General features: G+C 74.2%; 17 protein-coding genes. 7 read left to right on the top strand and 10 right to left on the bottom strand.

Translation table 11 applies throughout. The features are described from left to right. Positions 1 to 63: 63 nt before the first annotated feature. On the top strand, positions 64 to 1665 hold the full coding sequence (locus Ae150APs1_RS18470) for an alkaline phosphatase D family protein (protein ID WP_060633604.1): 1602 nt from the start codon (positions 64 to 66) through the stop codon (positions 1663 to 1665). Positions 1666 to 1684: 19 nt separating this feature from the next. Here Ae150APs1_RS18470 and Ae150APs1_RS18475 read toward each other — a convergent pair whose 3' ends face one another. Then, entirely contained in the window at positions 1685 to 1966 is a 282-nt protein-coding gene (locus tag Ae150APs1_RS18475) for a DUF2530 domain-containing protein (protein WP_010228389.1), read from the bottom strand. A 66-nt stretch (positions 1967 to 2032) separates the two neighbouring features. Here Ae150APs1_RS18475 and Ae150APs1_RS18480 point away from each other — a divergent pair, with 66 nt between their 5' ends. Continuing rightward, a complete protein-coding gene (locus Ae150APs1_RS18480; RefSeq protein WP_075299234.1) occupies positions 2033 to 3466 on the top strand; it encodes an NCS2 family permease in 1434 nt (477 codons plus the stop codon). A gap of 183 nt (positions 3467 to 3649) precedes the next feature. On the opposite strand, the gene Ae150APs1_RS18485 is transcribed toward Ae150APs1_RS18480, so the two are convergent. The 5 genes from Ae150APs1_RS18485 to Ae150APs1_RS18505 form a co-directional block, all read right to left on the bottom strand. Further along, positions 3650 to 4579, bottom strand: coding sequence for a glycoside hydrolase family 16 protein (locus tag Ae150APs1_RS18485; protein ID WP_075299236.1), 930 nt, complete (start codon positions 4577 to 4579; stop codon positions 3650 to 3652). An 85-nt stretch (positions 4580 to 4664) separates the two neighbouring features. Continuing rightward, the gene (locus Ae150APs1_RS30550; RefSeq protein WP_083680222.1) at positions 4665 to 5714 is read right to left on the bottom strand and encodes a glycoside hydrolase family 16 protein; all 1050 of its coding nucleotides are present in this window, start codon (positions 5712 to 5714) and stop codon (positions 4665 to 4667) included. Between the two features lie 4 nt (positions 5715 to 5718). Further along, positions 5719 to 6843, bottom strand: coding sequence for a lytic transglycosylase domain-containing protein (locus Ae150APs1_RS18495; protein WP_139316972.1), 1125 nt, complete (start codon positions 6841 to 6843; stop codon positions 5719 to 5721). A 76-nt stretch (positions 6844 to 6919) separates the two neighbouring features. Further along, positions 6920 to 7627: a hypothetical protein gene (locus tag Ae150APs1_RS31345; protein WP_075299240.1), complete on the bottom strand. Its 708-nt coding sequence runs from the start codon at positions 7625 to 7627 to the stop codon at positions 6920 to 6922. A gap of 202 nt (positions 7628 to 7829) precedes the next feature. After that, positions 7830 to 9317: a glutamate--cysteine ligase gene (locus tag Ae150APs1_RS18505; protein WP_029239708.1), complete on the bottom strand. Its 1488-nt coding sequence runs from the start codon at positions 9315 to 9317 to the stop codon at positions 7830 to 7832. 168 nt (positions 9318 to 9485) lie between these two features. On the opposite strand from Ae150APs1_RS18505, the gene Ae150APs1_RS18510 reads away from it, so the two are divergent. Next, positions 9486 to 10295: an RNA methyltransferase gene (locus Ae150APs1_RS18510; RefSeq protein WP_010234071.1), complete on the top strand. Its 810-nt coding sequence runs from the start codon at positions 9486 to 9488 to the stop codon at positions 10293 to 10295. A 15-nt stretch (positions 10296 to 10310) separates the two neighbouring features. Here Ae150APs1_RS18510 and sepH read toward each other — a convergent pair whose 3' ends face one another. The 3 genes from sepH to Ae150APs1_RS18525 form a co-directional block, all read right to left on the bottom strand. Next, positions 10311 to 12026 (bottom strand): septation protein SepH, encoded by a 1716-nt coding sequence (gene sepH, locus Ae150APs1_RS32905; protein ID WP_212567229.1) that lies wholly within the window; start codon positions 12024 to 12026, stop codon positions 10311 to 10313. 305 nt (positions 12027 to 12331) lie between these two features. Further along, a complete protein-coding gene (gene serC, locus Ae150APs1_RS18520; RefSeq protein WP_075299242.1) occupies positions 12332 to 13465 on the bottom strand; it encodes a phosphoserine transaminase in 1134 nt (377 codons plus the stop codon). Positions 13466 to 13539: 74 nt separating this feature from the next. Then, on the bottom strand, positions 13540 to 14526 hold the full coding sequence (locus Ae150APs1_RS18525) for a helix-turn-helix domain-containing protein (RefSeq protein ID WP_083680224.1): 987 nt from the start codon (positions 14524 to 14526) through the stop codon (positions 13540 to 13542). A gap of 70 nt (positions 14527 to 14596) precedes the next feature. On the opposite strand from Ae150APs1_RS18525, the gene Ae150APs1_RS18530 reads away from it, so the two are divergent. Continuing rightward, positions 14597 to 15883, top strand: coding sequence for an MFS transporter (locus Ae150APs1_RS18530; protein ID WP_075299244.1), 1287 nt, complete (start codon positions 14597 to 14599; stop codon positions 15881 to 15883). Positions 15884 to 15974: 91 nt separating this feature from the next. Next, positions 15975 to 16898, top strand: coding sequence for a hypothetical protein (locus Ae150APs1_RS18535; protein WP_075299246.1), 924 nt, complete (start codon positions 15975 to 15977; stop codon positions 16896 to 16898). 24 nt (positions 16899 to 16922) lie between these two features. Here Ae150APs1_RS18535 and Ae150APs1_RS18540 read toward each other — a convergent pair whose 3' ends face one another. Next, positions 16923 to 18071 carry a citrate synthase 2 gene (locus Ae150APs1_RS18540; RefSeq protein WP_075299248.1) on the bottom strand — a complete coding sequence of 383 codons (1149 nt, stop codon included), beginning with the start codon at positions 18069 to 18071 and terminating at the stop codon, positions 16923 to 16925. 221 nt (positions 18072 to 18292) lie between these two features. Between Ae150APs1_RS18540 and pdxH the strand changes: the two genes are divergently transcribed. Both pdxH and Ae150APs1_RS18550 read left to right on the top strand, forming a co-directional pair. Further along, positions 18293 to 18946 (top strand): pyridoxamine 5'-phosphate oxidase, encoded by a 654-nt coding sequence (gene pdxH / locus Ae150APs1_RS18545; RefSeq protein WP_075299250.1) that lies wholly within the window; start codon positions 18293 to 18295, stop codon positions 18944 to 18946. 195 nt (positions 18947 to 19141) lie between these two features. After that, a complete protein-coding gene (locus tag Ae150APs1_RS18550; protein ID WP_249266571.1) occupies positions 19142 to 20407 on the top strand; it encodes an MFS transporter in 1266 nt (421 codons plus the stop codon). Positions 20408 to 20455: the final 48 nt, after the last annotated feature.

Below are 20455 nucleotides of genomic sequence, written 5' to 3' on the forward strand. Positions count from 1 at the left end.
CGATCAGGGACCGGTCACCCGTCGGACACGTGACCGCCAGCTCGATCACCGAGCGTCGCAGTCATGGTTACTGCGATCGGGCGAAGGCGATTCCTCGGATGGGCGGGTGCCGGTGCAGCGGCGGTGCTCGCCGGCACCGGTGCGTGGGACGCCGGCGTCGCGGCCGCGGCTCCCCGGGCCACCCGCGGCACGGACCCCTTCACCCTCGGCGTCGCCTCCGGTGACCCGGCCGCCGACTCGGTCGTGCTGTGGACGAAGCTCGCGCCGGAGCCGTTCGCCGCCGACGGCCGGGGCGGCATGCCGGACCGGCCGGTACCGGTGCTGTGGGAGGTCGCCGACGACGAGCGGATGACCCGGATCGTGCGGCGCGGACAGGTCCTCGCCACGCCCGAGCTCGGGCACTCGGTGCACCCCGAGGTCGGCGGGCTCGCGCCGGACCGGGTGTACCACTACCGGTTCCGCGTGGCGGGCCCCGGCGGCGCGGTCTCGCCGGTCGGCCGGACCCGGACGACGCCGCGGCCGGGCGACACACCGTCGTCGCTGGCGTTCGCGTTCGCCTCCTGCCAGAACTGGGGCGACGGCCACTACACCGCCTACGAGCACATGGTCCGCGAGGACCTCGATCTCGTCGTGTTCCTCGGCGACTACCTGTACGAGGCGACGATCGACGAGACGAAGCGGGGGCAGACGCCACCCGCGTCGGCCGTCGCCGAGCCGACCGACCTGGCGAGCTACCGGACCCGGTGGGCGCTCTACAAGTCCGAGGCGCCGCTGCAGGCCGCGCACGCGGCCTTCCCGTGGATCACCGTCTTCGACGACCACGAGATCGAGAACAACTGGGCCGCGGACGTCTCCGAGGACGACGACGAGCCGGACCAGGACCGCGCCGTCTTCCGGGCCCGCCGGGCGGCCGCGTTCGCCACCTACTACGAGCACCTGCCGCTGCGCGCCGCCCAGCTCCCGAAGGGCCCGGACATGCGGCTCTACCGGCGGCTCTCCTACGGCACGCTGGCCGACTTCACCATGCTCGACACCCGCCAGTACCGCGACGACCAGTCCTGCGGCGACACCTGGACCACCGACTGCGCCGACCGGTTCGACGAGCGCCGCACCATCCTCGGCGCCCCGCAGCGGGAGTGGCTGCTCGACGGGTTCACCCGCTCGAAGGCCCGCTGGCAGGTGCTGGGCAACCAGGCCCCGATGGGGCTCACGGACCGCGAGCCCGGCCCGGTCACCGAGGTCAACACGGACCCGTGGGACGGCTACGTCGCCGACCGGAACCGGGTGCTCGGCGCGGCGGCCGACGCCGGGGTGCCGAACCTCGTGGTCATCACCGGGGACCGGCACCAGAACTACGCCGGTGACCTGCTGCGCTCGTTCGAGGAGCCCGGTTCACCGGTCGTCGCGTCGGAGTTCGTCGGCACCTCGATCTCCAGCAAGGGCGACGGCGAGGACGTCGGGGAGCAGCTGCGCGCGATCCAGGAGGCGACGCCGACCCTGCGGTTCGTCAACGACCAGCGCGGCTACGTGCGGGTCGACCTCACCCCCGGCGAGTGGCGCAGCTCGTTCCGGGTGATGGACCGGGTGGAGCGCCCGGGCGGCTCGCTGTCGACGCGGGCGGTGTGGGCGGTGGAGGACGGCCGCCCCGGCGTCGTCCCCGGCTGAGCGGCCGGTGCGGAGCGGCTCAGCGGGGTTCGATGCCCCGCTGGGCCGAACGGTCCCCGCGGCGCGCGGCCGCCCGCTGCGCGGTGAAGATCGCGGCGCCGAACAGGCCGACCCCCAGCCCCGCGATGCACGTCCAGAACGAGCCGGCGTCCCACGGGCCGCCCACCAGCCACGACAGGACGACGACGCCGGTCGCGACCGCCCACAGCAGCATCCCGCCGAGCAGCACCGGCGGCGACTCGTAGAACCGCGGTGGCAACGGCGGTGGGGGCGGAGGATCGCCGTTCTCGTGTGCCGTCACGGGTCCGTAGCGTAGACGTAGCACGGCCGGGCGCCGGAACCGTTGCGCCGCGTCTAGGGTGTCGCCGTGATCGAGCGCCTGTTCCGTGTGTCCGAGCGCGGGTCCACGATCCCCCGGGAGCTGCGCGGGGGTCTCGTCACCTTCATGGCGATGGCCTACATCATCGTCCTGAACCCGCTGATCCTCGGCAGCATCACCCCGACCGACCCCTCTGCCAAGACCGACGCCCTCGGCGGGATCCTGCCCGTCGCCCAGGTCGCCGCGGTGACGGCCCTGGTCGCGGGGGTCATGACGATCCTGTTCGGCGTGATCGCGAACTATCCGTTCGCGATCGCCACCGGGCTGGGGATCAACACCCTCCTCGCGGTGACCATCGCCCCGATGATGACCTGGCCGGAGGCGATGGGCCTGGTCGTCATCGACGGCATCATCATCGTGATCCTCGCCGTCACCGGCTTCCGGACGGCGGTGTTCAACGCCGTACCCACGGAGCTGAAGACGGCGATCGCCGTCGGCATCGGGGCCTTCATCGCGCTGATCGGGCTGGTCGACTCCGGGTTCGTGCGACGGCTGCCGGACGCCGCCAACACCACCGTGCCGGTGGGACTCGGGATCGACGGCTCCATCGCGTCCTGGCCGACGTTCGTGTTCGTCGTCGGCCTGGTGATCGTCGGTGTGCTGGTGGCGCGGGGGGTCCGGGCCGGGATCCTGATCGGCGTCGTGCTCAACACGATCATCGCGATCGTCGTCGAGGCGTTCGCCGGGGTCGGCGCGTCCGGGCCGGACAACCCCGGCGGCTGGTCGCTCGCCGTGCCGGCGCTGCCGGACCGGATCGTCGGGCTGCCCGACCTGTCGCTGGTCGGCCAGGTCTCGTTCGGCGCCTTCACCCGGCTGGACATCATCACCGTCGTCCTGCTGATCTTCACGCTGGTGCTCGCGAACTTCTTCGACGCGATGGGCACGCTGACCGGACTCGGCAGGCAGGCCGGGCTGACCGACGCCGAGGGCAAGCTCCCGAACGTCGGGAAGGCACTGGTCGTCGAGGGGGCGGGCGCGGTCGCCGGCGGGGCCGGGTCGGCGTCGTCGAACACGCTGTTCGTGGAGTCCGCGGCCGGGATCGCGGAGGGCGCCCGGACCGGCCTGGCGAACGTGCTGACCGGCGTGCTGTTCCTGCTCGCCATGTTCTTCACGCCGCTGTACGCGATCGTGCCGGTCGAGGCGGCGGCACCGGCGCTGGTGGTCGTGGGTGCGCTGATGTTCCGGCAGATCACCTCGATCAAGCTCGACGACCTGCAGATCGCGATCCCGGTCTTCCTCACCGTGACCGTCATGCCGTTCACGTACTCGATCGCGAACGGCATCGGCGCCGGGTTCATCAGCTACGTGGCCCTGTCCGCCGCGACCGGACGGGCGAAGAAGGTGCACCCGCTGATGTGGGTCGTGGCGATCCTGTTCGTCGGATACTTCGGGGTGGGCCCGCTGCGCGAGCTGCTGGGGTAGAAAGGTCACGGTCAGGGCTTGCGAAGTAAGGCAAGGCTGAGCTAACTTCTGGGTGTCGCTTCGTGGTGGGAGCGGCGCGTCAGTTCGGGACAGGAGAAGGCCCCGGCTCCCACAGGAGCCGGGGCCTCCTTCTTTCCCCAGTCACACCGGGCCCGCCGCCGAGCGGGACCGGTGATCCGTCCGTCAGGGCGCGTAGATCCGCACCCAGTCCACCTGGAAGTCCAGGGTCTCCGGCGAGGTCTCGTCGAGCGCCGGGATCCAGTCGTCGCCGTACGGGCCGATGTCCTGCTGCGTCGCCAGGTGCATCGGGCGCGGCGGGATCTGCTCGGGATCGGTGGTCCGGAAGACCTCCTGGCCGTCCACGTAGAACACGACCCGGTCCGGCAGCCACTCGACGGCGAAGTTGTGCCACTGCGTGAAGTCCCCGCGGACGGTCTTGCCGACCTGGGAGTTGTCCTCGCCGTAGTGGACGATCGTGTGCGTCTCGGAGCGGTCGCCCTTCGGGATCTCCATGAAGTTGAGCTCGCCGCCCTCGGGCCAGTCCTCGGCGTCCGGCCACAGCAGCGCGACGTCGCCGTACCCGGTTCCCGGGTTGGTCTTGGCCCGCATCTCCCAGCGGCCGTACTGCTGACCGCCCCGCCACGCCAGGCCGGCCGAGGTGAGGCCGCGGCTGGTCAGGACGAGCTGGCCGTCGCGCACGGAGATGTTCTCCGCCAGGTGCCTGCCGACCCCGCCGGTGGTCTCGCCGGTGTAGGGGCTCCACTTGTCGCGGTCGAGGGACGTCCCGTCGAACTCGTCGTTCGCGGTCAGCTGCCAGCCGTTGCGGACGGCGGCCTCCGCGTCGGACCGGTTCGCCGGGTCGAGCGCCCCGACCTGCCCGGGGCGTTGCTGGTCGTGCATCCCGCCGGGGGCCGGTGCCGCCGGCGCCGGGGACTGCGCCGGTGGTGCGGTCCGCGACCCGCCGAACAGGTCGGAGCCTGCCGCGAACCCGATCATCCCGGCCAGAGCGGCGACGGCCACGACGACGCCGAGCGCCGTCGGCCAGCGACGGCGGCCCGGTGCCTCCGGGTCGTCGGGAGCGCGATGCTCCCGCTCCGGAGCCTCCTGGTGCACGTCCGTCCTCCTCTGGTCGCCGGGACGGGCGTCACGCTAGAAGGGGGTGGCTGTGGCTGCGCTGAGAGGCGTCACCGGATCGGGTTCAGCCGGCGGCCCCGCCGTCCAGGTCGTACTCGCGGACCCAGTCCACCTGCATCGTCGACTCCCGGACCGAGCCGCCCTTCGGGAACCAGTCGAGCTGGATGCACAGGTGCATCGGGCCCGGCGGCTGCACCTGCGGGTCGGTGGTCTCGAACCACGGCTCGCCGTCGACGTAGGCGGTGATCCGCTCCGGGGTCCACTCGAGCGCCCAGTTGTGCCACTCCGTGCCGTCGATCTCCACGGAGCCCTCGACCTGCGAGTTGTCGGCGCCGTAGTGGAAGAACGCGTTCGTCGTCCGGCGGGCCGGGTCCATCATCTCCATGAAGTCCAGCTCACCGCCCTCCGGCCAGTTCTCCGCGGTCGGCCAGAGCAGGAGCAACGCGTTGTACGACGGGTCCGAGGCCGGGGCCTTCACCCGTCCCTCCCAGCGGCCGTACCGCCGGCTGCCCTCGGTCCACGCCATCCCGGCGGTGCTGCCGTCGGGACCGCCGGTGAGGGTGAGGACCCCGTCCTGCACGCTCACCGCGTCGGGGGTGCGACGGCCGTTCCCGTCGTGGCCGGGGCCGTCGTAGATGCTCCAGCCCGACGTGCCGCCGGTGAAGTCGTCGGTGCGGACGGGCCGTCCCCAGCCCTGGGTCCCTGCGGCGGTGGTGCCCTCGGCGGTCACGCCGTCTCCTCCTGCTGTCGTGCCATCACCCGATGGTGCCGGGTCGTCGGGGCCGGGCGTGGACCCGGTCTCCGGGGCGGGGCAGGAGGGCCCGGAGCCCGGTCCCACTGTGTCCGTGTCGGTGTCCGTGCCGGTATCCGCGTGGGCATCCACCTCGGTATCCGTGTCGGCATCCACGTCGACGCAGACGTCGCCGCCGTCCCCGAGCTCCAGCGGCGGCCGTTCCCGCGGCCCGGCATCCTGCTCCTGCACGACCGGCGGCGCCGGGTCACCGCCCGGCGTCACGCCGACCACCTCCCCGGCCGGACCGAGGGTGAACATCAGCACCGTCACGCCCTTCGCGACGAGCCTCCTGATCAGGTCCTCCAGCTCGTCGGCGGTCATCGGCTCACTCCGCGAAGCTGACGTGGACGTGGTCGTAGTGCCCGCCGGTCGGGTCGGACGTGTCGTAGATCCCGCCGCCGGTGTAGCGGCGGCCCCAGCCGGTGCCGTCGTCGCGCACCGACGGGTCCCAGTAGCGGCCCTGCCAGATCAGGTACCGGACCTTCGGCGGGGCGGCGTTGCCGGCGAACCACCGGGTGATCCGCCAGCCCTCGTCCAGGTCGGCGCCCTCGGCGACGCGTCCGGCCGGGCCGGTGAACAGATCGCATGCGCGTCCCTTCGGGTGGTCGGAGCGGGGGTTCTGGGCGTGTTCGTCCCAGCAGCCGACGGTGTCGATCACCGGCTCGAACACCGCGGTGACCGCCGCGAGCCCGTGCGCGGTGGCACCGGTCAGGCAGCCGCCGGTGCGGACCGGGTCGGGCCGGTCGCAGCCGGTCGTCCCGCCCGTCCACGCGGGCGCGGGTGCCGCCGCGGGGTCCTTCGCCGGGTCGTCCGGCGGTGCGTCCGGCGCCGGGACGCCCGCCCGGTCGTCGGGGGCGGGGGCACCGGAGTAGCGGGCGGCGAGGTCGTGCACCGTGTCGACGTAGCGCCGGACCGCCGCGGAGCACTCCGGCGAGCAGCCCGCCTCGCCGGGCTGCGGCACCCCGGACGCCGACTCCGCCACCCGCCGGCACCCCGCCACGTGACAGACGAGCATCGCGTCGAGCACCGGGACGTCCTTCGGCGTCGTCGCCAGCAGGCCCGCGGCGGCCCGCAGGGTCGAGCACAGCCACGGCACGACCGTGCGCAAGTGCCCGGCCGGGTCGGTCAGCGCCGGGTCCGGCCATGGCGCACCACCGGCGGCCACCCACGTCCGCTCCGAGACCTGCAGCAGCCCCGCGGCGGCGCCGGTGCGCAGGGCCGGGTCCCAGCCCGACTCGGCCTGCACCTGGGCGACGACCCAGGCGGGCGGGAGCTCCGGGCAGCGCTGCGCGGTCAGCTGGGTGACCAGGCCGAGGTACGGGCGGGCCGCCCCGGGCACGGCGCCCGCGTCCGGACCGGGCGCCGGGGGGACGGCGGCGGCGACCGTCGACGTCCCGGCGAGGAGGGCGGCGACGACGGCGAGCAGCAGCAACGGCACGCGCACGCTCATCGCGCCGGTCCGCATCCGTCCGGCTCCGGGACCGGACCGGCGTCGACGACGAGCCGGTCACCGTCGCGGACGACGGTCACCTCGATCCGCACCCAGCGGGCGGCCAGGCCGCGCCAGCCGCGTGCCGCCGGCGCCGGTGCCGCGGCGGGCTCGCCGAGGGGGCGTCGGGCTCGGGCTCGGGCACGCCCGGCGCGCGGGTGTCGACCCTGCGGGAGGGCACGACCCGCACCCGGACGTCGACGCGTGCCCGGTCGCCGTCGATGCGGACCCTGCCGGGCAGCACCAGGTCGGCGCGCTGCCGGCCGGTGCCGTTCCAGCCCAGGAGCCCGGCGCCCTCGGGGGACGCGAGGTGCGCGCCGACGGCACGGGCCCGGCGAGCCGGGTCGTCCTCGTCCCAGGACAGCAGGTCGGCGGCGAACGCACCGGCCAGTGCGGCCGCCTCGGCCGGGTCGACGGGCGGTGCCGGTGCCGGTGCCGGTGCCGCGACGGTGCGGGCGGGGACCGGTGGGAAGCCGAACGGATCGGTGACCGGCTCCGGGACGGCGGGCTCGGGGAGCGGCGGCCGGTGCGGTGTCCACAGTGGTGTCCACAGCGCGGGACGGGCGGCGGCGGTCGCGGGCCCGCCAGGGGCCCGCCCACCTGCCGGGTCCCGGTCGGACGGCGCGGGCCCGCCGGTGCCGGGGGACGGGGCCGGGTCGTCCAGCCAGGGGTCGGGACCGTCGTCGACGGTGGCCTGCGGACGTCCGAAGAGGCGGAACGGGGACATCGCGACCGTCCCCGTCATCGCCGCGGACCGGAGTCACCGGCCGGCCGGACCTGGTGCTGCTGCGCGGACATGTCCCTCCCCGGACCGCGTGCCCGGGCGGGTCACGCGGAGGGGACGGTAGGAACGCCGGGTCCTCGCCGGACGGGCTCGGCCGAACCGCTTCGCGATGGTGAAGGCGGCCGGGCACGGAGTGCCGTGCCGGCCGCCTACGGGGGACGGTTCAGGAGGGGAGCTCCCAGGTGTGCACCGGCTGGTTCGCCGCGGAGTGGGCGAGGTAGCGCTCCAACATCCCGTGCAGTGCCGTCATCCGGTCGGCACCGCGTTCCTCCAGCGCGGTGACGGTGTCGATCTGCCAGGACGACCCCGTCTGCCGGGTCACGCAGCGCCGTTCCAGCACGGTCAGGTACCGGTCGCAGACGGCCTGGCTGACTCCCCAGCGGGCCAGGCCCTCGTGGGCCAGGGGGAGCAGCTTGCGCAGCGTCAACTCGTCCGGCCGGACCCACCCGGTACCGGGCCAGTAGAGGGGAGCGTTCATGCCGTGCCGTGCCGCCGTCTGGAAGTTCTCCCGGGCGGCCTCGAACGACACCGAACGCCACAGCTCCTGGTCGGCCTCGACGAGCGTGCGCAGCAGCCCGTAGAAGAACAGGGCGTTCGCCACCATGTCGACCGTCGTCGGGCCGGCGGGCAGGACCCGGTTCTCCAGGCGGACGTGCGGTGTCGCCCCCGTACTGTCGTAGATCGGCCGGTTCCAGCGCCAGATCGTCCCGTTGTGCAGGGTCAGCTCGGGCAGCTCGGGGAAGCCCTGCTCGCGCATCTGCGCCATCGGGTCGATGTCGGTGGTGAGCGGCATGAGCGCGGGGAAGTAGCGGGCGTTCTCGGAGAACAGGTCCAGCACCGAGTCGATCCAGCGCTCGCCGAACCACACCCGCGGCCGGACGCCCTGGTTGTGGAACTCCGGCGTCCGGACGTCGCAGGCCTGTTCGAACAACGGGATCCGGGTCTCGGACCACAGCTGCGACCCGAGCAGGTACGGCGAGTTCGCGCCGAGGCCGAGCTGCACACCCGCCAGGCACTGCGCCGCGTTCCAGTACCGGCCGAACTCCGAGGGCGCGACCTGGAGGTGCAGCTGCATCGAGGTGCAGGCCGCCTCCGGGATGATCGTCTCGAAGTCCGCGTTGACCCGCTCGTCCGGATCGCAGCCGGTGATGTCGATCCGGATCGGCTCGCCGCGGGCGTTGAGCATCTGGTCGTTGAGCGCCTGGTAGCGGTCGTCCGGCGAGATCGCCTCGCCGGTCATGTGGCTCGGGTCCAGGGTGGGCAGGATGCCGATCATCGCGAGCTGGGTGCGCAGGTCACCGGCCTTGGCCCCGGCCCCGGCCAGCAGGTCGAGCAGCTCGTGCTCGAGCTGGCGCCACTGGTCGCCCGGGAGCGGTCGCGGCGGCAGGTTCAGCTCGAGGTTCCAGCGACCCAGCTCGGTCTGCCACTCCCCGGAGTTGATCGTCTCCAGGACGTCGTGACCGTTGAGCGACGGTGCCAGCGCCGGATCGACGAGGTTGAACTCGATCTCCACACCGGTCATCGGTTCGGTGTCGGAGAACGGGTAGGTGCGGAGCAGGTCCTCGAGGGAGTCGAGACACCGTTGCACCTTGATCCGGTACCGCTGGCGGTCGCGCCGGGTGAACGTCGTCCGGTCGACCACCTGACCCATGCGCGAACCGACCTCCATCGAACGGGGAGCGCCTCCTCACCCGACCGGACCAGGCCCGGCACCGAGGGAGGCGGCAGTACACGGTGTCATATCCCCGGACGGGGCGGCACCGGCTGAAAGGGCGACCAGATGCGGCGAACGGTCAGTGACGTGGGACGATCGGCCGCCGTGGCCCTCCTCACCCCCGTCGACGACCCGGACGACCCCCGCATCGACGACTACCGCGATCTGACGACCGCCGATCGGCGGCCGGACCGCCCCGGTGGACGCGGCCTGGTGATCGCGGAGGGTGTCGTCGTCGTGCGGCGGCTGCTGGACTCGCCGTACCCCGTGCGGTCGCTGCTGGGGGTCCCGCGACGGCTGGCCGAGCTCGCCGATGACCTGCACGGGACGGACGTCCCGGCGTTCTCCACCGACGCCGACACGATGGCGCAGGCGGTCGGTTTCCACCTCAACCGGGGGGTGCTGGCGGTCGCCGACCGGGCGCCCGCGCCTGACCCGGCGGAGCTGCTGGCCGGCGCGCGGACCGTCGCGGTCTGCGAGGGCGTGGGCGACCACGAGAACCTCGGATCGCTGTTCCGCAACGCCGCCGCGCTCGGGGTGGACGGGATCCTCCTCGGCCCCGGATGCTCCGATCCGCTGTACCGCCGCAGCGTCCGGGTGTCGATGGGGCACGTCCTGCGGGTGCCCTTCACCCGGTTGGACGGCGAGTGGCCGGCCTCGCTGGACGTCCTGCGCGAGGCCGGGTTCACCGTCGCCGCGCTGACACCGGACGCGGGCGCCGAGCCGCTGGCGACGGCGGGACTCGCGGGCGGCCGGGTGGCGTGGCTGCTGGGCGCGGAGGGGCCGGGCCTGACCGACGAGGCACTGACCGCCGCGGACCGGCGCGTCCGGATCCCGATGGCGACCGGTGTGGACTCGCTGAACGTCGCCACCGCGGCCGCCGTGGCGTTCCACGCGGTGACGGGCGGCGGCTGAACCCGTTGGGTCGCCTCAGCGCTGGCCGCGGACGCCCAGCAGGACCTCGTCCCAGGACGGCATGACCGGCTTGCCCTTCTTCGTCCGCCGTCCCGCGGCGCCGCCGCGCTGCCGCGACCCCTGGTCCGTACCGGTGGTGCCGCTCTCCTCGTCGGACGCGGGCGTCCCGTTCCGCGGGGCCTGCTCGGCGGCCGCCGCTGCGGCGGTCCCGGTGTCGTCGGAACCGGTGTCGTCGGAACCGGTGTCGTCCGAACCGGTGCTGTCGGAACCGGTGCTGTCGGAACCGGTGGCGGTCGCGCTGCCGGTGGTCCCGGAGCGCGGGGCCGCGGTCCCGGTCGCGGCGGAGTCCGGGGGGGTGGCGTCGCTGGAATCGCTTCCCTGGGAAGCGATTCCATGGACCTGGTTCCCCCCGGTGTCCGAGGCCGACCGGGCGGAGGCGGCCGGGGACGAGTCGGCGGCATCCGGGTCGGCCGGGATCGAGCCGGGCGGAGCCGAAGTGGCGGGAGCCGAGGTGGCGGGAGCCGAGCCGGCCGGGGCCGAGGTGGCCGGAGCCGAGGTGGGCCGGGTCGCTGCACCGTCCGGGTCTGCCGGCGCCCCGGCGGACCGGTTGCCGGAGCCGGGGGCGGGGGTGCCCGGTGTGGAGTTGCCGGCGGGAGTGCTCGGCGCAGCAGCGGCCTGCGGTCCGCCGGCCGGTCCCGGTGCGGCCACGGCCCCGGCGGCGTCGGAACCGTCGGCAGCGTCGGAACCGCCGGCGTCGGCCGCCTCGGCGGAGGTGACGGGCTCGGCAACGTCGGAAGCGTCGGCGACGGTGGCGTCGGCGGCGGGGTCGGCGGGGTCCCCGGGACCGGCGGAGTCCCCGGGGCCGGCGGTGTCGTCGTCGGGATCGGTCCGCGGGATCACCGGGGCCGTGGCGGCGGGCGGGCGCGTCTCGTCGGTGCGGGCGGACGTCCGGGTGGAGGGCTCGATCTGGGGTCGCGGCGGGCTGGACCGGCGCTGCTCGGGTGCGATCCCGCGCCCGGCCCACGCCTCCGGCGGTGCCGGGGCCTGGCCGCCCGCGACGGCCCGGGCGGGCTTGGCTGCGGCGGGTGCGGAGGACTGGTCGTCCTCGTCACGGGCCATGTCCACGACGGCGCCGAGCGGGCGCAGCGGACGCGCCGGCAGGCCCTCGATCAGGTCGGAGGCGTGCTCGTCGAGCGCGACGACGGTGCCGCCGTGCGCCCCGGGCTGGAAGGCCCAGCGCGCGGCGTTGTCCGAGCGCCCGGTCTGCCAGGTGAGCACGACGACCCACTTGCCGTCCTCGCCCTTCCAGGAGTCCCAGCCGGCGGAAGCGTAGTCCTGCCCGCGGAGGCCGAAGGTGTGCGCGACGGTCTCGCCGAGGGTGCGTGAGTTGGGGCCGTCGGCCCGCTGCGGGTGCGCGCCCTGCGCGAGCTCGGCGGTGCGGGAGCGTTCGAGCAACACCGGATAGGCGAAGCGCTCGATCTTCTGGGTCGGGACGCCTGCCGCCGCGGCGACCTCGTCCACCGACGCGCCGCCCCGGATGCGGGCCTGGATCTCCCGTGGGCGCAACTGGCTCTCCAACTCGATCGCGATCTGGCCGAGCCGGGTCACGTCGCCACGTGCGGCGGCGCGGAGCTGCTCGTCGGCCGGAACCGTGTAGCGCTCGCGGCGCCCCGGGTCCTCGAGGACGACCGAGCCGTCCCCGGTCACCCCCACGACCCGCAACGCCCGCATCGATCAGTCCTCCCGCTGCTCGTCCCCGTCCGGGTGACGGTAGATCCCCACGGCTCGGCTCCGGGTGAGGCGCGCCGGGCGAGTTCTGCCTGGTCGCCGAGTCCACCTGGCCGTGGGACCCGGGAGTGGCGTCACTCACCGTGCGCAGACTCCCACGGACCGTGGTTCATGAGGACAGTGGGGCACGTGTGACTCGTGTGACTACAACGAGTCGCTATCGATCACGCAACGAATCGTGGAAGACCCCGGACGTGCGACGGCCGGGCACCGCAGGAGGCGGTGCCCGGCCGTCGTCGAGCGGGGGGTCAGGAGGCGAGCTGCCCCACGACCCAGTCGATGCCCGCGGTGAGCGCGGAGACGTCCGCGGGCTCGACCGCCGGGAACATGCCGACGCGCAGCTGGTTGCGCCCCAGCTTCCGGTACGGCTCGGTGTCGACGATGCCGTTCGCCCGCAGCGCGGTCGCGACGGCGGCCGCGTCGACCGAGTCGTCGAAGTCGATCGTGCCGACGACCTGGCTGCGGTGCGCGGGGTCGGTCACGAACGGCGTCGCGAAGTCGCTCTTCTCCGCCCAGGAGTACAGCCGCTCGGACGAGTCGCGGGTGCGTGCGACGGCGCCGTCGAGCCCGCCGAGGCCGTTCAGCCAGTCGATCTGGTCGGCGAGCAGGAACAGCGTGGCGACGGCCGGGGTGTTGTACGTCTGGTCCTTGGCCGAGTTGTCGACGGCGGTGGCCAGCGACAGGAACGGCGGGATCCAGCGGTCCGAGGACGCCAGTTCCTCGACCCGGCCGAGGGCGCGCGGGCTCATCAGCGCGAGGAACAGCCCGCCGTCGGAGGCGAAGCCCTTCTGCGGGGCGAAGTAGTAGACGTCGGACTGCGACACGTCGACGGGCAGGCCGCCGGCGCCGGAGGTCGCGTCGATGAGGACGAGCTGGTCGTCGGTCGCGTCGGCCGGACGGTTCACCGGGACCGCGACGCCGGTCGAGGTCTCGTTGTGCGCCCAGGCGATCACGTCGACCGACGGGTCGCTCACCGGCGCGGGCGCGCTGCCCGGCTCGGCGGAGACGACCACCGGGTCGGCCAGGAACGGGGCACCCTTCGTGGTGTCCGCGAACTTCTGCGAGAACTCGCCGTAGGTGAGGTGCAGGGAGCGCTCGCGGACGAGGCCGAACGCGGCGGCGTCCCAGAACGCGGTCGAGCCGCCGTTGCCGAGGACGACCTCGTAGCCCTCGGGCAAGGAGAACAGCTCGGACAGGCCGGCCCGCACGCGTCCCACCAGGTTCTTCACCGGCTTCTGCCGGTGCGAGGTGCCGAGCAGCGAGTCACCGGTCGCGGCGAGCGCCGAGAGCTGTTCGGTCCGCACCTTGGAGGGTCCGCAGCCGAAGCGGCCGTCCGACGGCAGGAGGTCGGCGGGGATCTTCAGATCGGCTGGAGAGGTCACGCCGACCAGTGTTGCAGCACCGTACGGCCCTGCCGACCCGACGGTGCCCCCTGCCACATCCCGGTGCCGCGGACTCAGTGCTGCGGGGCGCGGTGCGTGCGCCGATAGGCCAGCGGCGCCATCCCGATCTCGGTGTGCAGCCGGTGCCGCAGCGCCGCGGTGGTGCCGAAGCCCGAGCGGGCGGCGACCTGCTCGACCGGCAGGTCGGTCGTCTCCAGCAGGCGTCGGACGAGGTCGAGGCGCCGGGCTGCGAGCCAGCGCCCCGGGCTCGTCCCGGTCTCCGCGCGGAAGCGCCGGGTGAAGGTGCGGACGCTCATCGACGACCGCCCGGCCAGCTCCTCGACGCCGAGCGGGCGGTCGAGGTGGCGCAACGCCCAGTCCCGCGCGGACGCCGTGTCCGGGCCGTCGTCCTCGGTCGGTCGGTGTTCGACGAACTGGGCCTGCCCGCCCTCCCGCCACGGCGCGACGACGTTGCGCCGCGCGGTGGCGGACGCGACCTGCGCGCCGTGGTCGCGGCGCACCAGGTGCAGGCAGAGGTCGATGCCCGCCGCGACCCCGGCGGAGGTGAGCACGTTCCCCTCGTCGACGAACAGCACGTCGGGTTCCAGCTCGACCTGCGGGTACCGGTACCGGAACCGGTCGGCGTGCGCCCAGTGCGTCGTCGCGCGGCGGCCGTCGAGCACCCCGGCCGCGGCCAGCACGAACGCGCCGGTGCAGATCGCGACCACCCGTCCTCGGGCCGCGGCGGAGCGGATCAGCTCCAGCACCGCCGGGTCGGGTTCCCGCGGTGGGCGGCCCGCCGGTCCGGGCCCGCCGAGCGCGACGGCCGGGACCACCAGGGTCTGCGCGTCGTCGAGCACCGCCCGGTCGTGCTCGGGCAGCAGGCGGTAGCCGGAGCTCGTGCGGACCGGGCCGCCGTCGAGGGAGGCGACCCGGACGTCGTAGAGCGGGGTGCCGTCGGACGCGGTCGTCGTGCCGAGGATCCGTTCCGGGATCGCGACCTCGAACGCGATCACGCCCTCGACGGCGAGCACGCCGACCCGGTGCGGTGCGGTGGACATGGCCGAATTTTTGCACATGTCCTCCGATCGGCCACTGTCGTCGATCATCGCGCCGGGGCAGGCTCGGGGCATGACGGAGGCACCCCCGCGCGCCGCGGGACGGGAACGCCGGGTGCACCCGGCCTGGTGGGCGGCCGGAGCGACGTTCCTGGCGCTGCTCGGCGCGGCGGGTTTCCGCTCGACGCCGGGGGTGCTCGTCGAGCCGCTGAACGCCGAGTTCGGCTGGGGGATCGGCGCGATCTCGTTCGCCCTCGCGGTCAACCTCGCCCTGTTCGGGGTGACGGCGCCGTTCGCCGCCGCCCTGATGGAGCGGTTCGGGGTGCGGCGGGTGGTGAGCTGCGCCCTGCTGCTCGTCGCGGTCGGGGCCGGTTCGACCGTGTTCATGACGGCGGTCTGGCAGCTGGTGCTGCTGTGGGGCGTCGTCGTGGGACTGGGCACCGGCTCGATGGCGATGGCACTCGTCGCGACCGTCGTGAACCGCTGGTTCGTGGCCCGGCGCGGGCTGGTCTCCGGGATCCTCACCGCGGCGACCGCGACCGGGCAGCTGGTGTTCCTGCCGCTGGTGGCGACGGTCGTCGAGTCCGTGGGGTGGCGCCCGGCGGCGCTGGTCACCGCGGCCGCGGCGCTCGCCGTCGTCCCCGTCGTTCTGCTGTTCCTGCGCGACCGGCCCGCCGACGTCGGGGTGCTGCCGTACGGCGGGACCGAGGCCGACGTCGTCGCACCGCAACGGTCGGGGGCCGCCGCACTGGCGCTGCGCGCGCTGCGCGACGCCGCCCGTCACCGCACGTTCTGGCTGCTCGTCGGTGGGTTCTTCATCTGCGGTGCGACGACCGCGGGGCTGGTCCAGTCGCACTTCGTGCCGGCCGCGCACGACCACGGCATGCCCGCGACGACGGCCGCGTCGCTGCTCGCCCTGGTCGGGATCTTCGACCTGGTCGGCACCATCCTCTCCGGCTGGCTGACCGACCGGGTCGACCCGCGCCTGCTGCTCGGGGCCTACTACGCGCTGCGCGGTGTCTCGCTGTTCCTGCTGCCGCCGCTGTTCGGCACCGACCTGAACGCCAGCATGCTCGCGTTCGTCGTGTTCTACGGGCTGGACTGGGTCGCCACGGTCCCACCGACGATGGCGCTGGCCCGGGAGGTTTTCGGGGCGCGGTCGGCCGTCGTCTTCGGCTGGACCTTCGCCTCGCACCAGCTCGGTGCTGCCTTCGCCGCTCTGGTCGCCGGCGTGGTCCGTGACGCGCTCGGCAGCTACGACGCCGCCTGGTACGGCGGCGCGGTGCTGTGCCTGGTCGCGGCCGGTCTCTCGGTGGCGATCCGGCGGCAGCGGACACCGGAGCCCACCCCCGCCGCCTGATCGCACGGTGATCACGATCGGGTGTCCCGCTGGCCCCGCGGCCGGTCCGTCCGGTACGCCGGGGGTCTCGGTCGAGGCGAGGGGGACACCGATGAGCGAGAACGACCCGGGCGGACGGGGCGCGGAACCGCCGAGGCCGGGGATCGTGCCGCTGCGCGCGCTGGACGCGGGGGAGATCGTCGGCGGCGGGATCCGGTTCGTCCGCGCGAACCCCGTCGCGGTGCTGGTGCCGTCGCTCGTGCTGTCGTTGCTGGTCCTGGGGGCCCAGGCGGCGGCGACCGGGTTCGACCTGGACCGCCCGGTGACGACCGACCCGGGTACCGCCTTCGCCGAGGGCTCGCTGGCGGCGATCCCGGCGGCGCTGGTGACGCTCGCCGTCGCCCCGCCGGCGATCGCGACCGTGCTGGCGACCCTGCACCCGGCGGTGCTCGGCCGCTCCCGGATCGGCCTCGGTCATGCCTGGGCGGCGGCCCGGCCCCGGCTGGGCGCGATCTACGGGGTCGAGGTGGTCGTCACGGTGGTCGGGCTCCTGCCGACCCTCGTGACGTCCGGGGTCGCGGGCCCGCTGTGGGGTGCCGGCGGCATCGGGGCCGTGCTCGGCGGTGTGCTGGTCGCCGTCTCGTACCTGCTGATGCTGTACCTGTCGGTGCTGCTGGCCCTCGCGCCGGCGGCCGCCGTCGTGGAGGGTCGCCCGGCCCGGGACGCGCTGTGGCGCTCGGTCGAGCTCGTGCGCGGCTCGTGGTGGCGGTGCTTCGGCGTCCAGATCCTGGTCGGGCTGAGCGTCGTGCTCGCCGTGTTCGTCGTGGCGATCCCGGTGGGGACCGTCGCCGTGCTGATCGGGGTGGCCGGCGCGGTGACGCTCGCGTTCGTCCTCGGCGGCGTGGCGATCGTCGCGGTCGTCACCGCGACGTACGGGTTCGGCATCGGGGCGACCGCGCTGCTGCACCAGGACCAGCGGGTCCGGCGCGAGCGCCACGACCTCGACCTGCAGCACGAGGCGGGCGGCGCGGCCTGAGGGCCCGCGCCGCCCGGCGGCGGCTCAGCTCCCGGTGACGGCGTCCCAGCCGTCGACCTGCTCCGGGCTGCGCGGCCCGGGCCCGATGTACTGCGCAGACGGACGCACCAGCTTGCCCTCCCGCTTCTGCTCCAGGACGTGCGCCGACCAGCCCGCGGTCCGGGCCGAGGTGAACATCGCGGGCATCATGTGCGGCGGGACCTCGGCGAAGTCGAGGATGACCGCGGCCCAGAACTCGACGTTCGTCTCGATCGGCCGGTCCGGGCGGCGCTCGCGCAGCACCGACAGCGCGGTCCGCTCCAGCTCCGCCGCCACCTCGAAGCGGGGTGCGCCCAGCTCCTGGCAGGTCCGGCGCAGCACCCGGGCGCGCGGGTCCTCGGCCCGGTACACCCGGTGGCCGAAGCCCATGAGCTTCTCCTTGCGGTCCAGCATGCCCGTGACCAGGGACTCGGCGTCGCCGGTCCGCTCGACCTCGTCGATCATCGGCAGCACCCGGGCGGGGGCACCGCCGTGCAGCGGGCCGGACATGGCGCCGATCGCACCGGACAGCGACGCGCCCGCGTCGGCCCCGGTGGAGGCGATGACGCGGGCGGTGAAGGTCGAGGCGTTCATGCCGTGCTCGGCGGCCGAGACCCAGTAGGCGTCGACGGCGGCGACGTGCCGGGGGTCCGGCTCGCCGCGCCAGCGGGTCATGAAGCGCTCGGTGATCGTCGAGCACTCGTTGATCCGGGACTGCGGGACGGCGGCCACGCCGATCCCGCGCGCGGACTGGGCGACGTAGGACAGCGCCATCACCGAGGCGCGGGCCAGGTTGTCCCTGGCCTCGGCCTCGTCGATGTCGAGTAGCGGGCGGTAGCCCCAGTACGGGGCGAGCATCGCGAGCGCGGCCTGCACGTCGACCCGGACGTCACCGGTGTGCACCGGGATCGGGAACGGCTCCGCGGGCGGCAGGCCCTGGCCGAACCGGCCGTCGACCAGCAGCGCCCAGACGTCGCCGAAGGTCACCTTCCCGGCGAGGTCCTCGAGGTCGACGCCGCGGTAGCGCAGGGCCCCGCCGTCCTTGTCCGGCTCGGCGATCTCGGTCCGGAACGCGACGTGGCCCTCCAGACCGGACCGGAACCCGGGCGGTGGCGGCGGTACCTCGTGCGTCGGGCTGGTCGCGGTCTCGGTCACCGGGTCTCCTTCGGCTCGGATTCGCGGTCACCCTGCTCCCGGTACGTGGTTCCCGGCAACGCGACCGGCCGGTGTGATCGGTCACGAACCGGGCAGGGCCGGGGACGGCGACGGGCGGTACGGGCCGGACGGGGCACGAGCCCGCCGTTCGGCGGGTGCACGGGCGATCCCGTCCCGCCTACGGTCGGGGCCGGGGGGAACACCTGCTCGGAAGGGGAACCATGACCGACGCGCCGGCGCTGGAGCGGATGCGGACCGACTACGCGGGTCGGCCGTTCGACGTCGCGGACCTCGCCCCGACCTGGCACGAGCAGCTCACCGTCTGGCTGGAGGAGGCACGCGAGGCCGCCCTCGCCGAGCCGAACGCCATGGTGCTCGCGACGGCCGACCCCGAGGGCGTGCCGTCGTCGCGCACGGTGCTGTGCAAGGGCCTCGACGCGGGCGGCATCGTCTTCTACACGAACTACACGTCGTCGAAGAGCCACGACCTGAACCGCACACGTGTCGCCTCGGTGACCTTCCCCTGGTACGACCTGCAGCGACAGGTGCAGCTCGCCGGCCGGGTGGAGCGGTGCTCCGACAGCCAGTCCGACGCCTACTGGGCGCTCCGCCCGCGCGGGTCCCAGCTGGGGGCGTGGGCGTCGGCCCAGTCGACGGTCGTCGCCGGTCGCAACGCCCTCGACCAGGCGCTGGCCGGGGTGACCGCCCGGTTCGACGACGTCGAGCGGATCCCGCGACCCCCGCACTGGGGCGGCTGGCGGATCGTGCCCTGGCAGGTCGAGTTCTGGCAGGGCCGCGAGGACCGGATGCACGACCGGCTGCGGTTCGACGTCGGCCGCGACGACGCCTGGTCGGTCCGCAGGCTCGCCCCGTAGGGGGAACCCCGAGGCGGGCGGGTCGCCCGCCCGTGTACACCTGACATCGTGAGCAGGCGCAACGATCCCGGTGACGGGCCGACCCAGCCGGTGCCGGGCCCGGACCGGGAGTCCCCGACCCGCCCCGTCGCACCCGAGCCCCCGACCGGCGCCACGACGGCGCGGACCCGGACCGTCCGGTCCCGGGTCACCGGGGTGCTGCGGTCGACGTTCGCCGACACGACGCCGCTGCGCACGCCCGCCTACCGGCGGCTCTGGACGGCCGGGATCGTCACCGTCATCGGCGCGCAGCTGTCCGTCGTCGCCGTCCCGATCCAGATCTACGAGCTGACCGGATCGTCGGCCTACGTCGGCCTGACCGGCCTGTTCGGCCTGGTCCCGCTCGTGGTGTTCGGGCTGTGGGGCGGCGCGATCGCCGACGCCGTCGACCGCCGCGTGATGCTGCTGTTCACCGGCTCGGGGATCGCGCTGACCTCGCTGGCGCTGTGGGTCGCGTCGGCGACCGACCTGGGGAACGTCTGGCTGGTGCTGGTGCTGTTCGCCGTCCAGTCGGCGATGCTCGCGATGAACCAGCCCACGCGCAGCGCCGTCATCCCCCGGCTGATCCCGGCCGAGCAGCTGCCGGCGGCGAACGCGCTGAACATGACCGTCGTGCAGGTCGGCGCCGTGCTCGGGCCGCTGCTCGCCGGGGTGCTGATCCCCGTCATCGGCCTGTCCACGCTGTACCTGCTCGACGCGGTCGCGCTGCTCGCCACGCTGTGGGCGACCTGGCGGCTCCCGCCGCTGCCCAGCTCCGCGCAGAGCACCGGGGGCGGCCGGCAGAAGGTGGGCCTGCGGGCCGTCGCCGACGGGTTCCGCTACGTCGGCATGCACCGGATCCTGCTGGTGTCGTTCCTGGTGGACGTGATCGCGATGGGCTTCGGCATGCCACGGGTGGTGTTCCCGGAGATGGCGGCGACGACGTTCGGCGGGACCGCGGAGGGCGGCATCCAGCAGGGCCTGCTGTTCGCGGCGATCCCGCTCGGGATGGTGGCCGGCGGGGTGCTGTCCGGCTGGCTGCAGCGGGTGCAGCGGCAGGGCGTCGCCGTCGTCGTCGCGGTCTGCGTGTGGGGCGGCGGGATCGTCGTGTTCGGACTCACCGGCTCGCTGTTCCTCGCCGTGCTGGCGCTCGCCGTCGCGGGTGCCGGCGACCTGGTCAGCTCGGTGTACCGGTCGTCGATGCTCCAGACGGTGGCCACCGACGAGATGCGCGGCCGCATGCAGGGCGTGTTCATCGTGGTCGTCGCCGGTGGGCCGCGGCTGGCCGATCTCTGGCACGGTCCGTCGGCCGCCGTGATCGGTCCCGGCCTCACCGCGACCCTGGGCGGCGTGGTCGTGATCGTGGGCACACTCGTGTGTGTCGCGAAGTTCCCCGAGTTCCTCCGATACCGGGCACCGGTGACGAACAGCTCGCCGGGGTGACTCTCGTCGCCGCGTTCTGCGGATCCCGCACGGCGGGCTAGCGTGTGC

It is taken from the genome of Pseudonocardia sp. Ae150A_Ps1 (genome assembly GCF_001932315.1).
Classification (GTDB): Bacteria; Actinomycetota; Actinomycetes; order Mycobacteriales; family Pseudonocardiaceae; genus Pseudonocardia.

What these genes read in the sequence shown, in the direction of transcription:
- Ae150APs1_RS31345 (WP_075299240.1), bottom strand. Translation starts at nt 7,627, where the DNA reads ATGACGGGGACGGTCGCGATGTCCCCGTTCCGCCTCTTCGGACGTCCG.
- Ae150APs1_RS18525 (WP_083680224.1), bottom strand. Translation starts at nt 14,526, where the DNA reads ATGTCCACCGCACCGCACCGGGTCGGCGTGCTCGCCGTCGAGGGCGTG.
- Ae150APs1_RS18505 (WP_029239708.1), bottom strand. Translation starts at nt 9,317, where the DNA reads ATGGGTCAGGTGGTCGACCGGACGACGTTCACCCGGCGCGACCGCCAG.
- sepH (WP_212567229.1), bottom strand. Translation starts at nt 12,026, where the DNA reads ATGCGGGCGTTGCGGGTCGTGGGGGTGACCGGGGACGGCTCGGTCGTC.
- Ae150APs1_RS18495 (WP_139316972.1), bottom strand. Translation starts at nt 6,843, where the DNA reads ATGAGCGTGCGCGTGCCGTTGCTGCTGCTCGCCGTCGTCGCCGCCCTC.
- Ae150APs1_RS18535 (WP_075299246.1), top strand. Translation starts at nt 15,975, where the DNA reads ATGAGCGAGAACGACCCGGGCGGACGGGGCGCGGAACCGCCGAGGCCG.
- Ae150APs1_RS30550 (WP_083680222.1), bottom strand. Translation starts at nt 5,714, where the DNA reads ATGACCGCCGACGAGCTGGAGGACCTGATCAGGAGGCTCGTCGCGAAG.
- Ae150APs1_RS18530 (WP_075299244.1), top strand. Translation starts at nt 14,597, where the DNA reads ATGACGGAGGCACCCCCGCGCGCCGCGGGACGGGAACGCCGGGTGCAC.
- Ae150APs1_RS18470 (WP_060633604.1), top strand. Translation starts at nt 64, where the DNA reads ATGGTTACTGCGATCGGGCGAAGGCGATTCCTCGGATGGGCGGGTGCC.
- pdxH (WP_075299250.1), top strand. Translation starts at nt 18,293, where the DNA reads ATGACCGACGCGCCGGCGCTGGAGCGGATGCGGACCGACTACGCGGGT.